The sequence below is a fragment of the Citrobacter sp. Colony219 genome (assembly GCF_019382635.1).
Taxonomy (GTDB): Bacteria; Pseudomonadota; Gammaproteobacteria; order Enterobacterales; family Enterobacteriaceae; genus Citrobacter; species Citrobacter youngae.
The window spans coordinates 3,048,670-3,068,294 of record NZ_CP080033.1 but is presented as its reverse complement, the minus strand read 5'-3'; the positions used below and the strand labels follow the sequence as shown (position 1 = coordinate 3,068,294).

Annotated in this window: 20 protein-coding genes; 14 read left to right on the top strand and 6 right to left on the bottom strand. The window is 50.2% G+C overall.

What is annotated here, in order from left to right; all coding sequences use genetic code 11:
* Nucleotides 1–1,191, bottom strand: a 1,191-nt coding sequence (gene tyrP, locus JTI85_RS13780; RefSeq protein WP_219351640.1) for a tyrosine transporter TyrP, incomplete at its 3' end; no start/stop codon positions are given.
* Nucleotides 1,192–1,425: 234 nt separating this feature from the next.
* On the opposite strand from tyrP, the gene JTI85_RS13775 reads away from it, so the two are divergent.
* On the top strand, nt 1,426–1,665 hold the full coding sequence (locus tag JTI85_RS13775) for a YecH family metal-binding protein (RefSeq protein ID WP_061068095.1): 240 nt from the start codon (nt 1,426–1,428) through the stop codon (nt 1,663–1,665).
* A 45-nt stretch (nt 1,666–1,710) separates the two neighbouring features.
* Here JTI85_RS13775 and ftnA read toward each other — a convergent pair whose 3' ends face one another.
* On the bottom strand, nt 1,711–2,208 hold the full coding sequence (gene ftnA / locus JTI85_RS13770; protein WP_005127719.1) for a non-heme ferritin: 498 nt from the start codon (nt 2,206–2,208) through the stop codon (nt 1,711–1,713).
* A 192-nt stretch (nt 2,209–2,400) separates the two neighbouring features.
* A complete protein-coding gene (locus tag JTI85_RS13765) occupies nt 2,401–2,736 on the bottom strand; it encodes a YecR-like lipofamily protein (protein ID WP_219351639.1) in 336 nt (111 codons plus the stop codon).
* 269 nt (nt 2,737–3,005) lie between these two features.
* Between JTI85_RS13765 and JTI85_RS13760 the strand changes: the two genes are divergently transcribed.
* Nucleotides 3,006–3,644, top strand: a complete 639-nt coding sequence (locus JTI85_RS13760; RefSeq protein WP_061068094.1) for an RpiB/LacA/LacB family sugar-phosphate isomerase — start codon at nt 3,006–3,008, stop codon at nt 3,642–3,644.
* Between the two features lie 33 nt (nt 3,645–3,677).
* Here the strand turns inward: JTI85_RS13760 and JTI85_RS13755 are convergent, their stop codons facing one another.
* Entirely contained in the window at nt 3,678–5,099 is a 1,422-nt protein-coding gene (locus JTI85_RS13755; protein ID WP_137376470.1) for an MFS transporter, read from the bottom strand.
* 131 nt (nt 5,100–5,230) lie between these two features.
* On the opposite strand from JTI85_RS13755, the gene JTI85_RS13750 reads away from it, so the two are divergent.
* Complete coding sequence (locus JTI85_RS13750) at nt 5,231–5,482, top strand: DUF2766 family protein (RefSeq protein WP_005127709.1); 252 nt, start codon at nt 5,231–5,233, stop codon at nt 5,480–5,482.
* 80 nt (nt 5,483–5,562) lie between these two features.
* On the opposite strand, the gene JTI85_RS13745 is transcribed toward JTI85_RS13750, so the two are convergent.
* Nucleotides 5,563–6,066 (bottom strand): non-heme ferritin-like protein, encoded by a 504-nt coding sequence (locus JTI85_RS13745; protein WP_048211340.1) that lies wholly within the window; start codon nt 6,064–6,066, stop codon nt 5,563–5,565.
* A 546-nt stretch (nt 6,067–6,612) separates the two neighbouring features.
* Here JTI85_RS13745 and JTI85_RS13740 point away from each other — a divergent pair.
* The 6 genes from JTI85_RS13740 (at nt 6,613) to otsA (ending at nt 13,474) form a co-directional block, all read left to right on the top strand.
* Complete coding sequence (locus JTI85_RS13740) at nt 6,613–7,170, top strand: DJ-1/PfpI family protein (RefSeq protein ID WP_048211341.1); 558 nt, start codon at nt 6,613–6,615, stop codon at nt 7,168–7,170.
* A 318-nt stretch (nt 7,171–7,488) separates the two neighbouring features.
* The gene (locus JTI85_RS13735; protein WP_005127705.1) at nt 7,489–8,478 is read left to right on the top strand and encodes an arabinose ABC transporter substrate-binding protein; all 990 of its coding nucleotides are present in this window, start codon (nt 7,489–7,491) and stop codon (nt 8,476–8,478) included.
* Nucleotides 8,479–8,583: 105 nt separating this feature from the next.
* Nucleotides 8,584–10,098 (top strand): arabinose ABC transporter ATP-binding protein AraG, encoded by a 1,515-nt coding sequence (gene araG / locus JTI85_RS13730; RefSeq protein ID WP_048211342.1) that lies wholly within the window; start codon nt 8,584–8,586, stop codon nt 10,096–10,098.
* Between the two features lie 14 nt (nt 10,099–10,112).
* Entirely contained in the window at nt 10,113–11,099 is a 987-nt protein-coding gene (araH, locus tag JTI85_RS13725) for an arabinose ABC transporter permease AraH (RefSeq protein WP_048211343.1), read from the top strand.
* Between the two features lie 175 nt (nt 11,100–11,274).
* Nucleotides 11,275–12,078 carry a trehalose-phosphatase gene (gene otsB, locus JTI85_RS13720; protein ID WP_061068092.1) on the top strand — a complete coding sequence of 268 codons (804 nt, stop codon included), beginning with the start codon at nt 11,275–11,277 and terminating at the stop codon, nt 12,076–12,078.
* On the top strand, nt 12,053–13,474 hold the full coding sequence (otsA, locus tag JTI85_RS13715) for an alpha,alpha-trehalose-phosphate synthase (protein ID WP_101742210.1): 1,422 nt from the start codon (nt 12,053–12,055) through the stop codon (nt 13,472–13,474). Before otsB ends, otsA begins: the two co-directional genes overlap by 26 nt.
* Here the strand turns inward: otsA and uspC are convergent, their stop codons facing one another.
* A complete protein-coding gene (gene uspC / locus JTI85_RS13710) occupies nt 13,475–13,903 on the bottom strand; it encodes a universal stress protein UspC (RefSeq protein ID WP_048211346.1) in 429 nt (142 codons plus the stop codon). It lies immediately after the preceding gene.
* A 794-nt stretch (nt 13,904–14,697) separates the two neighbouring features.
* Between uspC and flhD the strand changes: the two genes are divergently transcribed.
* From flhD to cheA, 5 genes are all read left to right on the top strand, one after another.
* Nucleotides 14,698–15,039, top strand: a complete 342-nt coding sequence (gene flhD, locus JTI85_RS13705) for a flagellar transcriptional regulator FlhD (RefSeq protein WP_040232414.1) — start codon at nt 14,698–14,700, stop codon at nt 15,037–15,039.
* Nucleotides 15,040–15,041: 2 nt separating this feature from the next.
* Nucleotides 15,042–15,620, top strand: coding sequence for a flagellar transcriptional regulator FlhC (gene flhC / locus JTI85_RS13700; protein WP_005127694.1), 579 nt, complete (start codon nt 15,042–15,044; stop codon nt 15,618–15,620).
* Nucleotides 15,621–15,744: 124 nt separating this feature from the next.
* On the top strand, nt 15,745–16,632 hold the full coding sequence (gene motA / locus JTI85_RS13695; protein ID WP_032939611.1) for a flagellar motor stator protein MotA: 888 nt from the start codon (nt 15,745–15,747) through the stop codon (nt 16,630–16,632).
* The gene (gene motB / locus JTI85_RS13690) at nt 16,629–17,558 is read left to right on the top strand and encodes a flagellar motor protein MotB (RefSeq protein WP_061068090.1); all 930 of its coding nucleotides are present in this window, start codon (nt 16,629–16,631) and stop codon (nt 17,556–17,558) included. Before motA ends, motB begins: the two co-directional genes overlap by 4 nt.
* Before the next feature lie 4 nt (nt 17,559–17,562).
* Nucleotides 17,563–19,608 (top strand): chemotaxis protein CheA, encoded by a 2,046-nt coding sequence (gene cheA / locus JTI85_RS13685; RefSeq protein WP_219351638.1) that lies wholly within the window; start codon nt 17,563–17,565, stop codon nt 19,606–19,608.
* The last annotated feature ends 17 nt before the right edge of the window (nt 19,609–19,625 follow it).

The window sequence follows — 19,625 nt, the reverse complement described above, 5'->3', positions numbered from 1 at the left end:
CCCTGCTGCAATAGAAAACTGCACTGCTATCACCACGATACCGCAAATGAAGACCAGCGCCAGCGCTGGCGTGCCACCCACTACGCGGTAGTTTGCCTGTGGATTGTGTTTTCTGCTCCGCCAGGCCAGCATGGAGGGGATCAACAGAGCCAAAACGGCCAGAGCAACGCCTGCATATCCCAGCGCCATGACAAAACCTCGCGGATAGAAAAGAGCAAATGCCAGCGGTGGCAGGAACGTCACGACGCCAGTTTGCATTCTGCCGGCCACACTATTACGGCGTTGAAAGAGATCTGCCAGGTAATCAAATAACCCCAGTGCGACACCGAGGAAAGAGGTTGCCAGTGCGAGGTCGGCAAACAGATGCACAGCCAGTTCGACGTGCGGCGAAGCCACGACTTCACGTAATGCCTGTAACAAACCGTTTAAGCCAGCGTGATTGGCTAAAAGTCCCATAAATGTTGACGAGTTAATGCTACCGAGCGTGGCCAGTTGCCAGAAAATATAGGCTACTAACGGGATGGCGCTACCGCTGATAAACACCCAGCGCAGTTTACGGATGTTGCCGTTCATATAGCTGACGATGCTGGGCACGCTACCGTGAAAACCAAATGAGGTAAAAATAACCGGGATCGCGGAAAGCGCCAGGCCTTGTTGAAGCGGCAGGGTAAGCAAGTTCACCTTATGAATATGCGGCATCAACAGCGCGAGCATTACCACCAGGAAGATGATTTTGGCGCTGAACAACAGACGATTGAATAAATCAACCAGTGAAGTCCCGACGCATACCACGCCACCGGCAACAAAGGTGAACAGCAATACGCCTGTGGTGGGCGAGATGCTGGTTCCGGTCCAGTCGCTGATGCTGGAGGCCAGCAGCTCGCCTGCACCACTGATGTAGGCGGCGGTCAGGGCATACATCAAGAACATCATGCTAAAGCCCGTTACCCACTGCCCGTATCGACCCAGATAGCGTTTTGCCAGTGTGCCAAGCCCGGTGTCTGCCGGTACATGCTGGTACACTTCAAGTAGCAACAGCGCGGTGTAGCACATCAGGGCCCATAACCCAACCAACAACACCAGCGTGACGCTAAACCCCACGCCTGCCGCCGCCAGCGGCATTGCCAACATACCGGCACCAATCGTGGTTCCCGCCACGATAAAAATACTACCCAGGGTTCTGTTTTTCACGCTTTCCTCTGTCCCAGAGATAATCAACGGTTATATCTGCGGCGCAGGTTAAGGCATAACGCTATTTTCGTCAAATCACCGTTACAAATGCTGTATATTAATGTTTACAGATGTTTGAGGCTTAAGATGTATTAAAAATGATATTTATCTGCTCTCTGCCCGCATAAACCTGCGTTAGCGCAAAGCAGCGTTGTACGGTTCACATTAGGCTACGGGCTTTATTGAGGAGGTAGTATGGAATCTATTCACGGTCACGAGGTGCTCAACATGATGATTGAATCTGATGAGCAGTATTCACATGCCAGCCTTGAGGCGGCAATTACCGCGCGTTTTGGTGAGCAGGCACGTTTTCACACCTGTTCAGCAGAAGGCATGACGGCGGGTGAGCTGGTCGCGTTTTTAGCGGCGAAGGGGAAGTTTATTGCCAAAGAAGACGGCTTCTCTACGCATGAAAGCAAGATCTGCCGTCACTAAGATTCTCGAATAACGGTGGCAAACAGCCACCGTTACCCAACAACATTAATTCTGTGTATCAAGGGTTGCCAGTTCTTTATCGATGAAATAAAGACCTTCGCCACTTTTACCGGCCAGCGATAACTTATCGATGACAGATTTAAATAACTTCTCTTCTTCATGCTGCTCAGCAACATACCATTGCAGGAAATTAAAGGTCGGATAATCCTGGTGGGTCATTGCCGCATGCGCCAGTTCATTAATTTTCTGCGTGATCAATTGTTCGTGCTCATAGGTTACACGGAACAGCTCATCCAGGGACGCATATTCTGCAAACGGTGAAGAAACGGTATTAATACGCGGCAGGCTGCCGGTATCCGTCAGGTAATCGAACAGACGCTGCATGTGCGTCATTTCTTCCTGGGCGTGGCGACGCAGAAACGCGGCGGCACCTTCGAAGCTGTGATAGCTGCACCACGCACTCATCTGTTGGTAGAGCAGGGATGAATATAATTCAAGATTCATTTGCTCATTCAGTTTGTCGATCATTTCTGTTTTCAGCATGGTTCTGCTCCACGAACGTTATTATATATTGACGTGGCGCCACTATAATTTGTTATTTAATTATTTGCAAAAGGTAAAATAATAAATTTATTTATTAAAAATGCGAATGGGAATAAAACGCATTAACGCTATTAAATTGATGATATAAATAAAAATAGAATAGATGACCAGCAGATGTGCTGGTCGGAATGATTAATAATGGAAAGTGGAAGTTTGTGGTACGGCAACACCGTGACACTGCCAGGACAGCGTGATTTTGGTATTCAAACACAGAGAACCCGCATAAACGCTGCAGGTCGCAACCGGCTGGCCAAATCCGACTGCACTGGCATAACCCATGTGCTGACATGCTTTTGTCGCCGTTCCCTGAGCAACATAGTCGTCGGTACGTGCTGTTTGTAGCATGGCCTGGTTGTAAGTCAGGCGAACCACGCCGGTAATGCTGCTGGCTTCGCTGACCTGAGCCTGTCTGGTGATGGTGCATCCCGTCAGCATGAGCGGTAAGAGGGCAAGAATAAAGGTCTTCATGAAATCGCTCTGAAAAATCGGTGATACGCTATCCTGACATACATCACGGCTAATCAATGGCCTGAATAGCCAGAAGATCACCTGTGATTAATCGCAACGACCCCCTGTTTATGAGTCAATTCTGAAGGCTGGCGTAAAAACCGTGAGCATCTCGATATTTTATGAAACTTAATTTCATAAAATTTGAAAGCTTATTTGCTAAATAGTAATGTGGCTGAAATGTCATGACTTACGGCGGGCCCCCCGCGACGCATTCAGGAGAATACACAATGAAAATTGCATTGATGATGGAAAACAGCCAGGCAAGCAAAAACGCGATCATTCACCATGAGCTTAAGTCTGTCGCGGATGAAAAGGGTTTTCCGGTGTTCAACGTCGGGATGAGCGACGAAAATGATCACCATCTGACTTACATCCATTTAGGGATTATGGCCAGCATTCTGCTCAATTCAAAAGCGGTTGATTTCGTTGTCACGGGCTGCGGTACGGGTCAGGGGGCCATGATGTCACTGAATATTCACCCGGGCGTGGTGTGTGGCTACTGCCTTGATCCCGCGGATGCGTTCCTGTTTGCGCAGATCAACAACGGTAATGCGCTCTCGCTGGCCTTTGCGAAAGGGTTTGGCTGGGGGGCTGAACTGAACGTCCGGTATATGTTTGAAAAAGCGTTTACCGGTCGTAATGGTGAAGGTTATCCGCCGGAGCGGAAAGACCCGCAGGTGCGTAATGCGGGGATTTTAAACCAGGTGAAAGCGGCAGTAGTAAAAGAAAATTATCTTGATACCCTGCGCGCTATCGATCCTGAACTGGTGAAAACCGCCGTTTCAGGCCCACGTTTCCAGCAGTGTTTCTTTGAAAACTGTCAGGATAAAGCGATCGAAGCCTTTGTCCGTGAAGTTATTGGCTAAACCCGGTTGGCCCGATGGCGCGAACTATCGGGCTTATCGACGCTTATTTGACACTGCGCTTCCCGCATCGCGGGTAAGGCGCAGGGTATCAACCATTCCTATCAGGCAAATCATGGCGATAGCGACGAATGCCAGCCGGAAACTGATGCCGGGTATCGCACCCAGTGACAACCATTCACTCACTTGATCCCCGATACGGATCCCGATAGCCGCCAACGAAATCCCTAATCCAACAGCCAGTTGTGTCGCTGTACTAAACAGCGTATTGGCATAGCTCATCTGCGATGCAGGAACATCCGCAAATGCCAACGTGCTGACACCGGTAAACTGAATTGAGCGAAAAACGCCGCCCAGATACAGCACCAGTAATATTACCCATACGGGAGTTTGCGGCGTGATCAGCGCACACGCCAATAGCGCCAGCACATTAAGCGCACCGTTTATCAACAGCAGCTTTTTAAAGCCTAACCAGCGTATTAACGGCGTAGTAGCGGGTTTAATCGTTAGGTTGCCAACAAACACGGCCAACACCAGCGAACCGGCATGGAAAGCATTCATACCAAACCCAACCTGAAACATCAGTGGCAACAGAAAGGGTACCGCGCTGATAGAGGCACGAAACAGCGAGCCTCCGTACATCGTGACACGAAATGTAGGCACGCGCATGGCATCCAGACGAATCATCGGCCATGCGGATTGGCGAAAATGACGCAGGGCAAACAGGAACGTGCCTATTCCAAGTGCCAGAAGTCCCGCGGTTAACCAGCCCTGCGGCTGTTGGGTTCCCAGCAGTTCCATCGCATATACCAGACTGACCATCGCGACCGATGTGGCAATAAAACCGGGAAAATCGAACGGGCGTCGCTCGTCATCATGAATATCCGGGATAAAACGCAGCGCCAGCGCGATCGCCAGCAACCCCAGTGGCACATTAATGAAGAAGATCCAGCGCCAGTTGGCGTAACTGGTAATAAATCCGCCCAGGGGGGGGCCAATTATTGGAGCCACTAAGGCAGGCCAAGTCAGGGTGGCGATTGCGGTGATTAACTGGTGTTTAGGCGTGGTACGCAGAACGGCGAGGCGGCCGACCGGCACCATCAGTGCCCCCCCGACACCCTGTAAAATGCGCATTGCCACAAAGCCTTCAATGCTGGTGGCGAGTCCGCATAAGACTGAGGCGAAGGTAAAGATCGCCAGTGCCAGGGTAAATACTTTTCGGGCACCAAAACGATCGGCAATCCAGCCACTGGCAGGGATGAGAACCGCCAGCGTGATCAGATAAGCACTGATGCCGATGTTCAGATCAACGGCCTGCACGCCGAAACTTTTTGCCATATCGGGTAGGGCCGTCGCAATCACCGTGCCATCGATGAACTCCATAAAGAAGGCCCCGGCGACCAGTAGTGCAGCCGGAGAAAGACCCCGCTTATTCTCAACCGCTAAATGTTCACTCATGTTGTGCTTGCCATCTCAAACGAAATTAACTGGGTCTGTTTTTTTATTTTCAGCGCGGTTGTACTGCTTGCACCGCTACCGTTTCGAGCGCTGAATAGGTACTATGACGACCTTTCTATAAGGAGCTCACTATGTCCCAAACACTGAATGCCGATCAGGAACTGCTCTCGGATGTTGTTGCCTGCCAGTTGGTTATCAAGCAAATTCTGGATGTTATTGATGTTATTGCCCCGGTAGAAGTTCGGGAAAAAATGTCCAGTCAACTGAAAAGCATCGACTTTTCCAGCCATCCCGCGGGCGCTGATCCCGTTACGATGCGCGCAATTCAAAAAGCGGTTGCGTTGATCGAGCTGAAATTCACTCCGCAGAATGAGTCTCACTAAAATAAACCGTTGTTTCAGGTTTTAGAAAGGTTTTTTTACGCCTCTCAGAACGGGAGGCGCAGATTTGTCGCGATCGGACTTCAGTGATGTTGGTAGTTTACGACGTTTAGCAAATGCTTATCCGTTTGCGCCATACACAGCCCAGCACGTTTAGCGCTACGAACTTCATCAAGAATCGTTTGTAGCAGCACGCCATCCTGCTGCTGTTCTTTTTCCAGATCATGAAGAAAATCAACGGTTGGTGCGTCGTTCAACGCTTCTGCTTCATCCGTCAGACGTGACAGCGTACGAGAACGCTGCTGATAATCTTCCAGCGTTTTCTGAAACAGCTCTTCAAGGGACGTTAGGTCATCACCGGGAACATCGATGGCTTTGACGATGGGGTTAGCCCCTGCGTTTTTCATAAAATTAAACATACGCATCATTTGCGTCACGTTACCCTGCGCCTGAGTGCGCAGAAACGTCGCGGTGCCTGTCAGGCTGTGTTCGTAGCACCATTCACTGAGGTGAAGGTAGAGATTCGATGCGTAAAACTCAAGGTTCATTTGCGTGTTGAGTTTGTGCACAATTCCAACTGCAGCCATATCAATATCCTTATTTCCAGAAAAGAGAAGTACGTCACCAACGCCAGTACAACGGGCTGCCGTTGCACTTCACATCTACGTACGAGTAATACTGTTAGCAGAATAAATCCGTTCCGCCGGTCCTTTAGATGATCGCGAATTATATCCGCTTCCGATCATGAATCAGCATAGCGCGTGCCTGGTATCAAGAAAATCCTTAAAACCACCTATTTATGTTTTTTTACATATTGGCATAACAATATGCTTAGTCATGCCGTTTGTGTATATAAGCAATATGAATATAATCATCTGATTTATAATGTATTTATGTAAAATAAAGATAATGAAATGCTGTTTCAAGTCTCAAAATTAAATTTCAGGCCGCGGTATTCTATGACGTCTGGTGATTATCACCGTTGGTTTTGATGCGAACTTCCCGGTGAAGTGATGTGTCTGGAAATTATCTGCAACCTAATTTCTTGCGCCAGATCAGTTTTAATAAATTTAACGGAATGAATTATTCGGCATTTGTTGTTGGATATCGGTGAATAAATCGAGGAGTTGTATATGAAGAAGGTGGCGGTGTTGCTGGCACCCGGTTTTGAAGAGGCTGAAGCCATTGTTACTATTGATATTCTACGTCGCCTGCAAATTGAGGTTGAGACGCTGGCCTGCGCTGAGTCTCGTGCGGTGGTGAGCTATCATGACGTGCCGATGGTGACCGACAGTACGCTGGAGGCCCGTCGGGATGCCTTCTACGACGCGATTGTGTTGCCAGGGGGACCACAGGGTAGCGTAAATCTTGCCGCCAGCGCTGCAGTCGTCCAGTTTGTCGCTCGTCATGACGATGCAGGAAAACTGATTTGCCCGGTTTGTTCGGCAGCCGCGCGGGTGCTGGCGGGTAATGGGTTGCTGAAAGGACGGCGCTACGTGTGTTCAGGTGAGCTGTGGCAAACCATCACCGACGGCGAGTATGTCGATGCGCCTGTTGTTGAAGATGGCAATCTTATCAGTGGCAAAGGGCTGGGCCATATTTTTGATTTTGCGTTTACGCTTTCTGCGCGTCTGTTAGAAGACGATATCCCTGTTCGCGATCACGCTGACCATATTTATTACCCCTGGTAATCATTGGACTCCCGGATGTTTCGATATTCGGGAACAAGGATTCACTGGCTGATGTTATGGATTAATCTGCTATTTCTCATTTTCCCTATTCTGAAAATTGAGTTTTTTTATGTCATTTCCCGCTGAATTTATGTACGCAACTACTGTAATTCCAGGGTGTGATGCCGCTCTCTTATGGAGAATCAATTTCCCGCTAAAAATACTCTCAGCACTGGCATTGATCTTATCAATAAAAGGTAATGCCTTGTTTTACGTCCGGATTACAAAAAATCGTTTGATTTTACCCTACATAAAAGAACGTTAAAGCTGGAGTTAACCATGCACAAATTCACTAAAGCGCTGGCGGCCATTGGTCTGGCTGCCATTATGTCACAATCCGCTATCGCTGAATCCATGAAGCTCGGTTTCCTGGTCAAACAACCGGAAGAGCCCTGGTTCCAGACAGAGTGGAAGTTTGCTGATAAAGCCGGTAAAGACCTTGGGTTTGAGGTGATTAAAATTGCCGTTCCAGACGGCGAGAAAACCCTGAATGCTATCGACAGCCTGGCGGCAAGCGGGGCAAAAGGATTTGTAATTTGTACGCCGGACCCAAAACTTGGGCCTGCTATTATGGCAAAGGCGCGTGGCTATGACATGAAAGTCATCGCGGTTGACGATCAGTTCGCCAATGCGAAAGGTAAGCCGATGGATACTGTGCCATTGGTGATGATGGCAGCAACCAAAATTGGTGAACGCCAGGGCCAGGAACTGTACAAAGAAATGCAGAAACGTGGCTGGGATGTGAAATCTTCCGCTGTAATGGCGATTACCGCAAACGAACTGGATACCGCGCGCCGTCGTACATCGGGTTCGATGGAAGCGCTTAAAGCTGCAGGCTTCCCGGAAAAACAGATCTACCAGGTCCCAACCAAATCGAATGATATCCCGGGCGCATTCGACGCCGCAAACTCCATGCTGGTGCAACATCCTGAAGTTAAACACTGGCTGATTGTCGGTATGAACGACAACACTGTGCTGGGTGGCGTGCGTGCTACCGAAGGGCAGGGGTTTAAAGCTGCAAACGTGATTGGTATCGGTATTAACGGTGTTGATGCAATTAGCGAACTCTCCAAAGCGGAAGCCACCGGATTCTACGGTTCACTGCTGCCTAGCCCGGACGTTCACGGTTATAAATCCAGTGAAATGCTCTACAACTGGGTCACCAAAGGCGCAGAACCGCCAGTGTTTACTGAAGTTACCGATGTGGTGTTGATTACTCGCGACAACTTCAAAGAAGAACTGGCGAAAAAAGGCTTAGGCGGCAAATAACTCAACTGCCGTAAAACGATCTTATCCGGCCTACAAATAACGCCCTTCGTAGGCCGGATAAGGCTACGCCGCCATCAGGCAACCGTTTAGATCCACGGAGACGTTATGCAACAGTCTACCCCGTATCTCTCATTTCGCGGCATCGGCAAAACCTTCCCTGGCGTAAAAGCGCTGACGGATATTAGTTTCGACTGCTATGCCGGTCAGGTGCATGCACTGATGGGTGAAAATGGCGCCGGGAAATCAACATTATTAAAAATTCTCAGCGGTAACTACGCGCCAACCACGGGATCTATAGCGATCCGCGGACAGGAGGTTTCGTTTGCGGACACAACCACTGCGCTGAATGCCGGTGTCGCCATTATTTACCAGGAATTGCATCTGGTGCCGGAAATGACCGTCGCCGAGAACATCTATTTAGGCCAGCTTCCGCATAAGGGTGGGATTGTGAACCGCTCGTTGTTGAACTACGAGGCGGGGCTGCAGTTAAAGCATCTGGGAATGGATATCGATCCTGATATTCCGTTGAAGTATCTCTCCATCGGTCAGTGGCAAATGGTGGAGATTGCTAAGGCGCTGGCGCGTAATGCCAAGATTATCGCTTTTGATGAACCCACCAGCTCTCTTTCCGCCAGGGAGATTGACAATCTGTTTCGCGTAATTCGTGAGCTACGCAATGAGGGCCGCATCATTCTGTACGTTTCGCACCGCATGGAGGAGATTTTCGCCCTCAGCGATGCCATAACGGTGTTTAAGGATGGCCAGTACGTCAAAACGTTTACGGATATGCAGCAGGTTGATCACGACGCACTGGTACAGGCGATGGTGGGGCGTGATCTTGGGGACATCTATGGCTGGAAAGCCAGACCTTATGGCGCGGAGCGTCTGCGTCTGCATGAGGTAAAAGCGCCAGGCGTGCGCACTCCGATCAGCTTATCGGTGCGTAGCGGCGAAATCGTCGGACTGTTCGGCCTGGTTGGTGCCGGACGTAGCGAATTAATGAAAGGTCTGTTTGGCGGGACGCGTATCACACAGGGCCAGGTGTTTATTGACGAACAAGCGATAGATATCCGCAAACCCAGTCACGCCATTGAAGCAGGCATGATGCTGTGTCCGGAGGATCGCAAAGCCGAAGGGATCATCCCGGTCCATTCGGTACGCAACAACATCAATATTAGTGCGCGCCGTAAACATGTTACGGGGGGATGTCTGATCAACAACGGCTGGGAAGAGACCAATGCTGACCATCATATCCGTTCACTCAACATTAAAACGCCGGGTGCAGAGCAACTGATCATGAACCTCTCTGGCGGTAATCAGCAAAAGGCCATTCTGGGGCGTTGGTTATCGGAAGAGATGAAAGTGATTTTGCTGGATGAGCCCACCCGCGGCATTGATGTTGGAGCGAAACATGAAATTTATAACGTGATTTATGCCCTGGCTGCGCGCGGTGTTGCCGTGCTGTTTGCCTCCAGTGACCTGCCGGAAGTTCTTGGTGTCGCCGACCGCATTGTGGTGATGAGAGAAGGTGAGATCGCAGGTGAATTACTTCATGAACAGGCGGATGAACGCCAGGCGTTGAGCCTTGCTATGCCTAAAGTCAGCCAGGCAGTCGCCTGAATAAGGAGAATATGATGTCTTCCGTTTCTACATCGGGTTCAGGCGCTGCGAAGTCGGCGCTAAATCTTGGCCGAATTTGGGATCAGTACGGGATGCTGGTGGTGTTTGCCGTGTTGTTCCTGGTTTGCGCTATTTTTGTGCCAAACTTTGCGACGTTCATCAACATGAAGGGGCTGGGACTGGCGGTATCTATGTCGGGTATGGTTGCGTGCGGGATGTTATTTTGCCTGGCATCCGGCGATTTTGACCTCTCGGTAGCGTCCGTTATTGCCTGCGCAGGGGTGACGACGGCAGTGGTCATTAATATGACCGAAAGCCTGTGGATTGGTGTGGCGGCAGGGTTGTTGCTTGGCGTTCTGTGCGGTCTGGTGAATGGTTTCGTGATTGCACGCTTAAAAATTAACGCGTTGATCACGACGCTCGCCACCATGCAAATTGTTCGTGGTCTGGCCTACATTATCTCCGACGGTAAAGCTGTGGGAATCGAAGACGAGCGCTTCTTTACGCTTGGCTATGCCAATTGGTTAGGACTGCCGGCACCGATCTGGTTAACCGTGGGCTGTTTTATTATTTTTGGCCTGCTGTTGAATAAAACCACGTTTGGTCGTAATACGCTGGCGATTGGGGGCAATGAGGAAGCGGCTCGTCTGGCTGGGGTGCCGGTCGTTCGCACTAAGATTATTATCTTTATTCTCTCCGGTCTGGTATCCGCCGTGGCGGGGATTATCCTGGCATCACGTATGACCAGCGGCCAGCCAATGACCTCTATCGGCTATGAGCTGATCGTGATTTCTGCCTGTGTGTTAGGCGGCGTTTCGCTCAAAGGCGGTATCGGAAAAATCTCATATGTCGTCGCAGGGGTGTTGATTCTGGGGACGGTCGAGAACGCGATGAACCTGCTGAATATCTCTCCATTCGCACAGTATGTGGTACGAGGTTTGATCCTGCTGGCGGCGGTGATCTTCGACCGCTACAAACAAAAAGCTAAGCGTACTGTTTGATGATTTAAATCCCAACTTTTTAGTCTAGCTTCAGCCTATCGCCAGCCGCTACCCGGCTGGCGATTGTTTTTCTAAATGGCGAGCACGGTCACACTGTCTATACTTATACCCGTCATACATCCTATATACGGCGCGATCCGCGCGGCGTACAGACCATGACGAGGAGGAGAATCGGGTGACAGCATCGCTAACCTTACCCCCTGAGCATCCCACAAACTGTGCTTATTTTTTCGATCTCGATGGAACACTGGCTGAAATCAAACCGCATCCTGACCAGGTTGTTGTTCCACAGGCAATTCTGCAGTTATTACATCGCCTGGCCACGCAAAATGCGGGTGCTCTGGCATTGATTTCAGGGCGCTCAATGGCAGAGCTTGACGCACTCACCACCCCTTATCGTTTCCCGCTCGCCGGGGTGCATGGGGCAGAACGCCGTGACATCAATGGTCAAACCCATATTGTGCATCTGCCTGCGGTGGTCGAGCGCGAAGCGGGGGCGTTATTGCATGCGGCGCTGGCGACGTTACCGGGGACAACGCTTGAAACTAAAGGCATGGCTTTCGCTCTGCATTACCGGCAGGCGCCTGAGCATGAGGCCGCGCTGCTGGCGTTGGCGGAACGTATTACCCATATCTGGCCGCAATTGGCATTGCAGCCCGGGAAGTGTGTTGTGGAAATCAAATCACAGGACACCAATAAAGGAGATGCAATTGCGGCATTTATGCAGGAAGCGCCGTTTGTCGGACGGACCCCTGTTTTTGTTGGTGATGATCTGACCGATGAAACAGGTTTTGTCGTGGTCAATCGCGCCGGCGGTATCTCGGTAAAAGTGGGTAGCGGGGAGACTCAGGCGACATGGCGTCTGGCTGCTGTCAGGAACGTCTGGCATTGGCTGGAACAAATCAACTGTCCGCAGCAGGAACAAGAAGCAACGAATGACAGGAGAGGTGGCTATGAGTCGTTTAGTCGTAGTATCTAACCGCATCGCCTCCCCGGATGACAAAGGCAGTGCTGGCGGTCTTGCTGTAGGTGTGCTGGGCGCACTGAAGGCGGCTGGCGGCCTGTGGTTCGGCTGGAGCGGTGATACAGGCAATGAGGAACAACCGTTAAAAAAGGTGACCCGTGGCAACATCACCTGGGCATCGTTTAATCTGAGTGAACAGGATTACGAGGAGTATTACTGCCAGTTTTCGAATGCCGTGTTATGGCCCGCGTTCCATTATCGACTGGACCTGGTACAGTTTCAGCGTAGTGCCTGGGAAGGCTACCAGCGGGTTAATGCCTTACTGGTTGATAAGCTGCTGCCACTGCTTAGCGATGACGATATCATCTGGGTCCACGATTATCACTTGTTACCCTTTGCCTGCGAGCTACGCAAACGTGGTGTGAATAATCGCATCGGTTTTTTTCTGCATATTCCTTTTCCGACACCCGAAATTTTCAATGCGTTGCCGCCACATCAGGCGTTGCTTGAGCAACTGTGCGACTTTGATTTATTGGGCTTTCAAACCGACAACGATCGCCAGGCCTTTCTTGACTGTCTGACGGCGCAAACTCAGGTAACTACGCTCCGCGAGAAACAGCATCTGGCCTGGGGGAAAGCGTTCCGCACGGAAGTTTATCCTATTGGTATTGCACCTGAGGAGATTGCACGGCAAGCATCAGGATCGCTACCGCCGAAACTGGCGCAGTTAAAAGCAGAACTTAAAAATGTGAAAAATATCTTCTCTGTTGAGCGGCTGGATTACTCCAAAGGCCTGCCGGAGCGCTTTCAGGCCTACGAGGCGCTGTTGGAACAGTTTCCCCAGCATCACGGTAAGATTCGTTATACGCAGATAGCACCGACTTCGCGTGAGGAGGTACAGGCTTATCAGGATATTCGTCACCAGTTAGAGACCGAGGCCGGGCGGATCAATGGTAAATACGGGCAACTGGGCTGGACGCCGCTGTACTACCTGAATCAGTATTTTGACCGTAAATTACTGATGAAGGTCTTCCGTTACTCAGATGTTGGACTGGTGACGCCACTACGCGATGGCATGAATCTGGTGGCAAAGGAGTATGTCGCCGCACAGGACCCTGCCAATCCCGGCGTCCTGGTGCTCTCGCAGTTTGCCGGGGCTGCGAATGAGTTGACTTCTGCACTCATTGTAAACCCTTATGATCGGGATGATGTTGCAGGCGCATTAAACCAGGCTCTGACGATGTCGCTTGCCGAGCGCATTTCCCGTCATGCGGCAATGCTGCAGACCATCGTTAAAAATGATATCAACAACTGGCAGGCACGATTTATTTGCGATCTGAAGAACGTCGCATCGCGTCATATGGAAAACCTGTCGCCTGACCCGCAGACAGCCTGCAGCAAACAGGCGTGATTAATCGCCGGCAAGCGGTACCAGCAACACATCAACCTGGCTTGCGCTGACCACGCTTTTCGCTGAGCAGGAGGCTCGCGAAAAGAAACTGTGGTTATGGTTGCCATAAATCACCAGATCAACCGCGTGTTTGCGGCATACATCCAGAATGTGTTCGTTCAATGTCCCATAGGTAATAAACGTGTGCTCAATGGGGTACTGCGCCTCTTTGCTTAACTGATCGATAAAATTATGGGTCTCTTCTTGCATGACTTCCCGCAGATCTTCCAGCATTGGAGCAGCAAACTGGTTATACAGTTCGGGGTCTGAAACCAGGGTTATCAGACTAATGCGGGCGTTGACAGGGCGAGCGATTGAAACAGCCTTTGCTAACAGTTGGTGGCTTTCGGGGGTGGCGGCAACAGCGACAAGAATGTGCGCATAGCTCATAACTCGCTCCTTTTGTTCATGAATTATGAGAGAACTTTTCAGTTTTGATCGTATAACGCCATACTGCTACGTTTCGTACGGTAATTGTGTGAATGTCATCATGATTATTCATTAATTATTCTTATAAATAGAATAATCACTTCATATAAGCTGCAAATCTGTTCTGATGATTTAAGTTAAACTCATCTCTAATAAAAACAATTTGTTAATAAAAAGTATACATCAATTAACATTTAAACGGTTATCACAGCCCGGTATTAATTAATCAGTCTTAATATTTAAGTCTTTGTTTATAAAGAGTTTAACTGAAATGTCATTTCATATTAAATCTGTGATCCAGCTCGCTATTTCTGCGCGTGATATTAACGTTCGTAAACAGAATACTATTCGCTTTTATTGCAAGATTATTCGTATGGCTGGAATCGAAAAAGATAATGGTGGTTTAAAAAATAGCCAAAATAAAAGCTGTGCTGATGGATTTATGTTAAGTGTTTAGCTTGATTATGTGATCTGCGTCACATATTCTTTAAATTCGCAGCATGGCTACGTTGTATGTGTAACGGGTGGCGGGTAGAGTTGCGTCGAATTAGGAAAAATCTTAGACATTTGTAAGAAATGATGTGAGCTTGTAAGGGACGCGGCATTCTACGAAAGGAATGTTTAGACAACGCGTAAGCGCCATCACGTTGCTATGTATTTGACCTTTTGCTTTTTTTTTACCGGGCCTTCCCGGCGACATCACGGGGTGCGGTTCTGCCGCATGAAAATAATGTTGGTTATTATGGATGCAAATAATGCATACATCCGAGTTGCTGAAACACATTTATGACATCAATTTGTCGTATTTATTGCTAGCACAGCGTTTGATCGTTCAGGACAAAGCGTCTGCAATGTTCCGCTTGGGTATCAGCGAGGAGATGGCAGATACATTGGCAACATTAACACTTCCTCAAATGGTCAAATTGGCTGAAACCAATCAACTGGTATGCCATTTCCGTTTCGACGATCATCAGACTGTAACGCGTTTGACGCAAGATTCCCGCGTTGACGATCTTCAGCAAATTCATACCGGTATTATGCTTTCAACACGCCTGCTTAACGACATCGATGACGCAGCGCGTAAGAAAAGGGCTTGATGATGAGCGAAAAAAGCATTGTTCAGGAAGCGCGTGATATCCAGTTAGCGATGGAATTAATCACATTGGGCGCCCGTTTGCAAATGCTGGAAAGCGAAACGCAATTAAGCCGTGGCCGACTCATCAAGCTGTACAAAGAATTACGCGGTAGTCCTCCGCCAAAAGGGATGCTTCCGTTTTCCACCGACTGGTTTATGACGTGGGAACAAAATATTCATGCATCGATGTTTTGTAATGCATGGCAGTTTCTGCTTAAAACCGGTTTGTGCAGCGGCGTGGATGCCGTGATTAAAGCGTATCGGTTATATCTTGAGCAGTGCCCGCAACCAGAAGAAGGGCCGTTGTTGGCGCTTACTCGTGCGTGGACCCTTGTCCGTTTTGTTGACAGTGGTTTGCTTGAATTGTCCGCCTGTAACTGCTGCGGCGGAAATTTTATTACCCACGCGCACCAACCCGCAGGTAGCTTTGCCTGCAGTTTATGTCAGCCGCCATCGCGAGCCGTAAAAAGACGTAAACTTTCCCAGAATGCTGCCGATATTATTCCACAACTGCTGGATGAACAGATCGAACAGGCTGTTTAACTGAAACGGTGTGGATAAACACTCCAGCAGCGGTAAGCGATTACCGCTGCTTTTTTTTGTCCTGACCATGAGTTAACTGCCCGACTGCGCATCCTGTCATAGTCAATTGCGAAAGGATGATGTCGTGCTTATCTTATTAGGTTACCTGGTTGTTATTGGTACAGTTTTCGGCGGTTACATGATGACCGGCGGACACCTTGGGGCACTCTATCAACCGGCTGAGCTGGTGATCATCGGTGGCGCAGGTATCGGGGCATTCATCGTTGGCAACAACGGAAAAGCCATCAAGGGGACGATGAAAGCGATCCCGATGCTTTTCCGTCGTTCAAAATACACCAAAGCGATGTATATGGATCTGCTGGCGCTGCTGTATCGCCTGATGGCCAAGTCACGTCAGCAGGGCATGTTTTCGCTTGAGCGCGATATCGAAAACCCCAAAGAGAGTGAAATCTTCGCCAGCTATCCACGCATTCTTGCGGATGCGGTGATGCTTGATTTTATTGTTGATTATCTGCGTCTGATTATCAGCGGCAACATGAACACATTTGAAATTGAAGCGTTGATGGACGAAGAAATTGAGACTCACGAAAGTGAAGCTGAAGTCCCGGCCAATAGCCTGGCGATGGTCGGTGACTCATTACCGGCGTTCGGGATCGTGGCAGCCGTTATGGGGGTTGTTCACGCTCTGGCTTCTGCTGACCGTCCGGCGGCTGAACTGGGTTCATTGATTGCGCATGCGATGGTAGGGACATTCCTCGGGATTTTACTGGCCTATGGATTTATTTCCCCACTCGCCAGCGTCCTGCGACAGAAGAGTGCTGAAACCACCAAGATGATGCAGTGTGTGAAGATAACTCTGCTCTCCAATCTGAATGGCTACGCGCCACCGATTGCGGTCGAGTTTGGTCGTAAGACGCTCTATTCCAGCGAACGTCCTTCGTTTATCGAACTGGAAGAGCATGTTCGTGCGGTGAGGAATCCAGCAGCGCAGCAGACGACCGAGGACGCATGAAAAATCAGGCCCATCCCATTATCGTCGTAAAGCGACGCAAACATAAAAATCACGGTGGTGGGGCGCATGGTTCGTGGAAAATTGCCTACGCCGATTTTATGACCGCGATGATGGCCTTCTTTCTGGTGATGTGGCTTATTTCCATCTCCAGCCCTAAAGAACTGATTCAAATTGCCGAATATTTCCGTACTCCGCTGGCCACTGCGGTGACGGGCGGAAATCGGATCTCGAATAGCCAAAGTCCAATTCCTGGTGGGGGTGATGATTACACCCAGCAGCAGGGGGAAGTGAATAAGCAGCCCAACATTGATGATCTGAGAAAGCGCATGGAGCAAAGTCGCTTGAGCAAGCTACGTGGCGATCTTGATCAACTGATTGAATCCGATCCTAAGCTGCGTGCACTACGCCCACATCTGAAAATTGATTTGGTCCAGGAAGGGCTGCGGATACAGATTATCGACAGTCAGAACCGCCCGATGTTTAAAACCGGAAGCGCAGAGGTTGAACCTTACATGCGTGATATTTTGCGGGCGATTGCGCCGGTGCTGAATGGGATCCCAAACCGTATCAGTCTTTCTGGTCATACGGATGATTATCCCTATGCCAACGGTGAGAAGGGATATAGCAACTGGGAACTGTCTGCCGATCGCGCCAATGCATCGCGTCGCGAGTTGGTCAGCGGCGGACTGGATGATGGAAAAGTATTACGGGTGGTAGGTATGGCCGCCACGATGCGTCTGAGCGATCGCGGTCCCGAGGACGCCATCAACCGCCGTATAAGCCTGCTGGTTCTGAATAAGCAGGCCGAAGAGGCCATTTTGCATGAAAACGCTGAAAGCCAGAATGAGCCGGTAAGTGTCTTACAACAGCCAGTGGCGATGCCGCCGGCAAGCGTTCCCACATCGCCACCAGCCAATCCGAGGTGATAGCGTGAGCATGGATATTAGCGATTTTTATCAGACATTTTTTGATGAAGCTGACGAACTGTTGGCTGACATGGAGCAACACCTGCTGGATTTGGTGCCTGAAGCCCCAGACTCCGAACAGCTGAATGCCATTTTTCGTGCAGCGCACTCGATTAAAGGCGGGGCGGGCACTTTCGGCTTTACCATTTTGCAGGAAACGACCCATCTGATGGAAAACCTGCTGGATGAAGCGCGGCGTGGCGAGATGCAGCTCAATGCCGACATTATCAACCTGTTTTTGGAAACGAAAGATATTATGCAGGAACAGCTCGACGCCTATAAAAACTCAGAGGAGCCGGATGCCGCCAGCTTTGAGTACATTTGTAATGCGTTACGACAGTTAGCGCTCGAAGCAAAAGGTGAAACCGCGCCCGCGGTGGTCAATAGCGCCAAACTGAGCGTTGTTGATAGCACGGCGATACCAGACGAGGTGGTTGCACAAGCCGCCCCTGTCACTGAAAAGATCAAAAAGCGGATCATTCTCTCGCGCCTGAAAGCCAGTGAAGTCGATTTACTGGAAGAGGAACTGGGGAATCTGGCGACCTTAAGCGATGTGGTCAAAGGTGCCGATACGCTGTCGGCAACGATCGACGGTAGCCTCGCTGAAGATGACATTATTGCTGTGCTCTGCTTCGTCATTGAAGCGGATCAGATTGAGTTCGAAACTATCACTGTCGCGCCGACTGTTGCAGAAACGCCAGCTGTCGCGGATGTCGTCGAACCACAGCCGCTACCGATTGCTGCGCCTGCGCCGGTGGCCAAAGCGACCGCCAACGAAGCGCCGCATGGACGAGCAGAGCGTGAGAAACCAGCCCGCGCCAGCGAATCGACCAGCATCCGCGTGGCGGTTGAGAAGGTCGATCAGCTGATTAACCTGGTGGGTGAACTGGTCATCACACAGTCAATGCTGGCTCAGCGCTCTAATGAACTGGATCCCGTCAATCATGGCGATCTCATCACCAGCATGGGTCAGTTACAACGTAACGCCCGCGACTTACAAGAGTCGGTGATGTCGATTCGTATGATGCCAATGGAGTATGTGTTCAGCCGTTTCCCACGTCTGGTGCGCGATCTGGCCGGTAAGCTGGGTAAACAGGTCGAACTGACGCAGGTGGGGAGCTCAACCGAACTCGATAAGAGCCTGATTGAACGCATCATTGATCCATTAACGCACCTGGTACGTAACAGCCTCGATCACGGTATTGAATTGCCGGAAAAACGCATCGAATCCGGGAAAAGCCCGATTGGTAATCTGACACTTTCTGCCGAACACCAGGGCGGGAATATTTGTATCGAAGTGACTGATGATGGCGCGGGTCTGAACCGCGAACGTATCCTGGCGAAGGCTATTTCCCAGGGGATGCCGATCCACGAAAATATGAGCGATGACGAAGTCGGCATGCTGATCTTCGCCCCGGGATTCTCAACCGCCGAGCAGGTGACGGATGTTTCCGGGCGCGGTGTCGGTATGGATGTGGTGAAGCGAAATATCCAGGAGATGGGCGGTCATGTTGAGATCCAGTCAAAACAGGGTCAGGGCACAACCATCCGTATCTTACTGCCGCTGACGCTCGCTATCCTTGATGGCATGTCCGTTCGTGTAGCCGATGAAGTGTTTATCCTGCCGCTGAATGCGGTGATGGAATCTCTGCAACCTCGTGAAGAAGATCTCCATCCGCTGGCCGGCGGAGAGCGCGTTCTGGAAGTGCGTGGTGAGTATTTACCGCTGGTTGAGTTGTGGAAAGTCTTTGAAGTTGAAGGTGCAAAAACCGAAGCAACTCAGGGTATTGTAGTGATTTTACAAAGTGCAGGGCGTCGCTACGCGTTGCTGGTCGATCAGCTAATTGGTCAACACCAGGTGGTGGTAAAAAACCTGGAGAGCAACTACCGCAAAGTGCCAGGCATTTCCGCAGCAACGATCCTCGGCGACGGTAGCGTCGCGCTGATTGTCGATGTCTCTGCATTGCAGGGGTTAAACCGCGAACAACGTGTGGCAATCACAGCCGCCTGATTGAGTAAGAAAGGGAA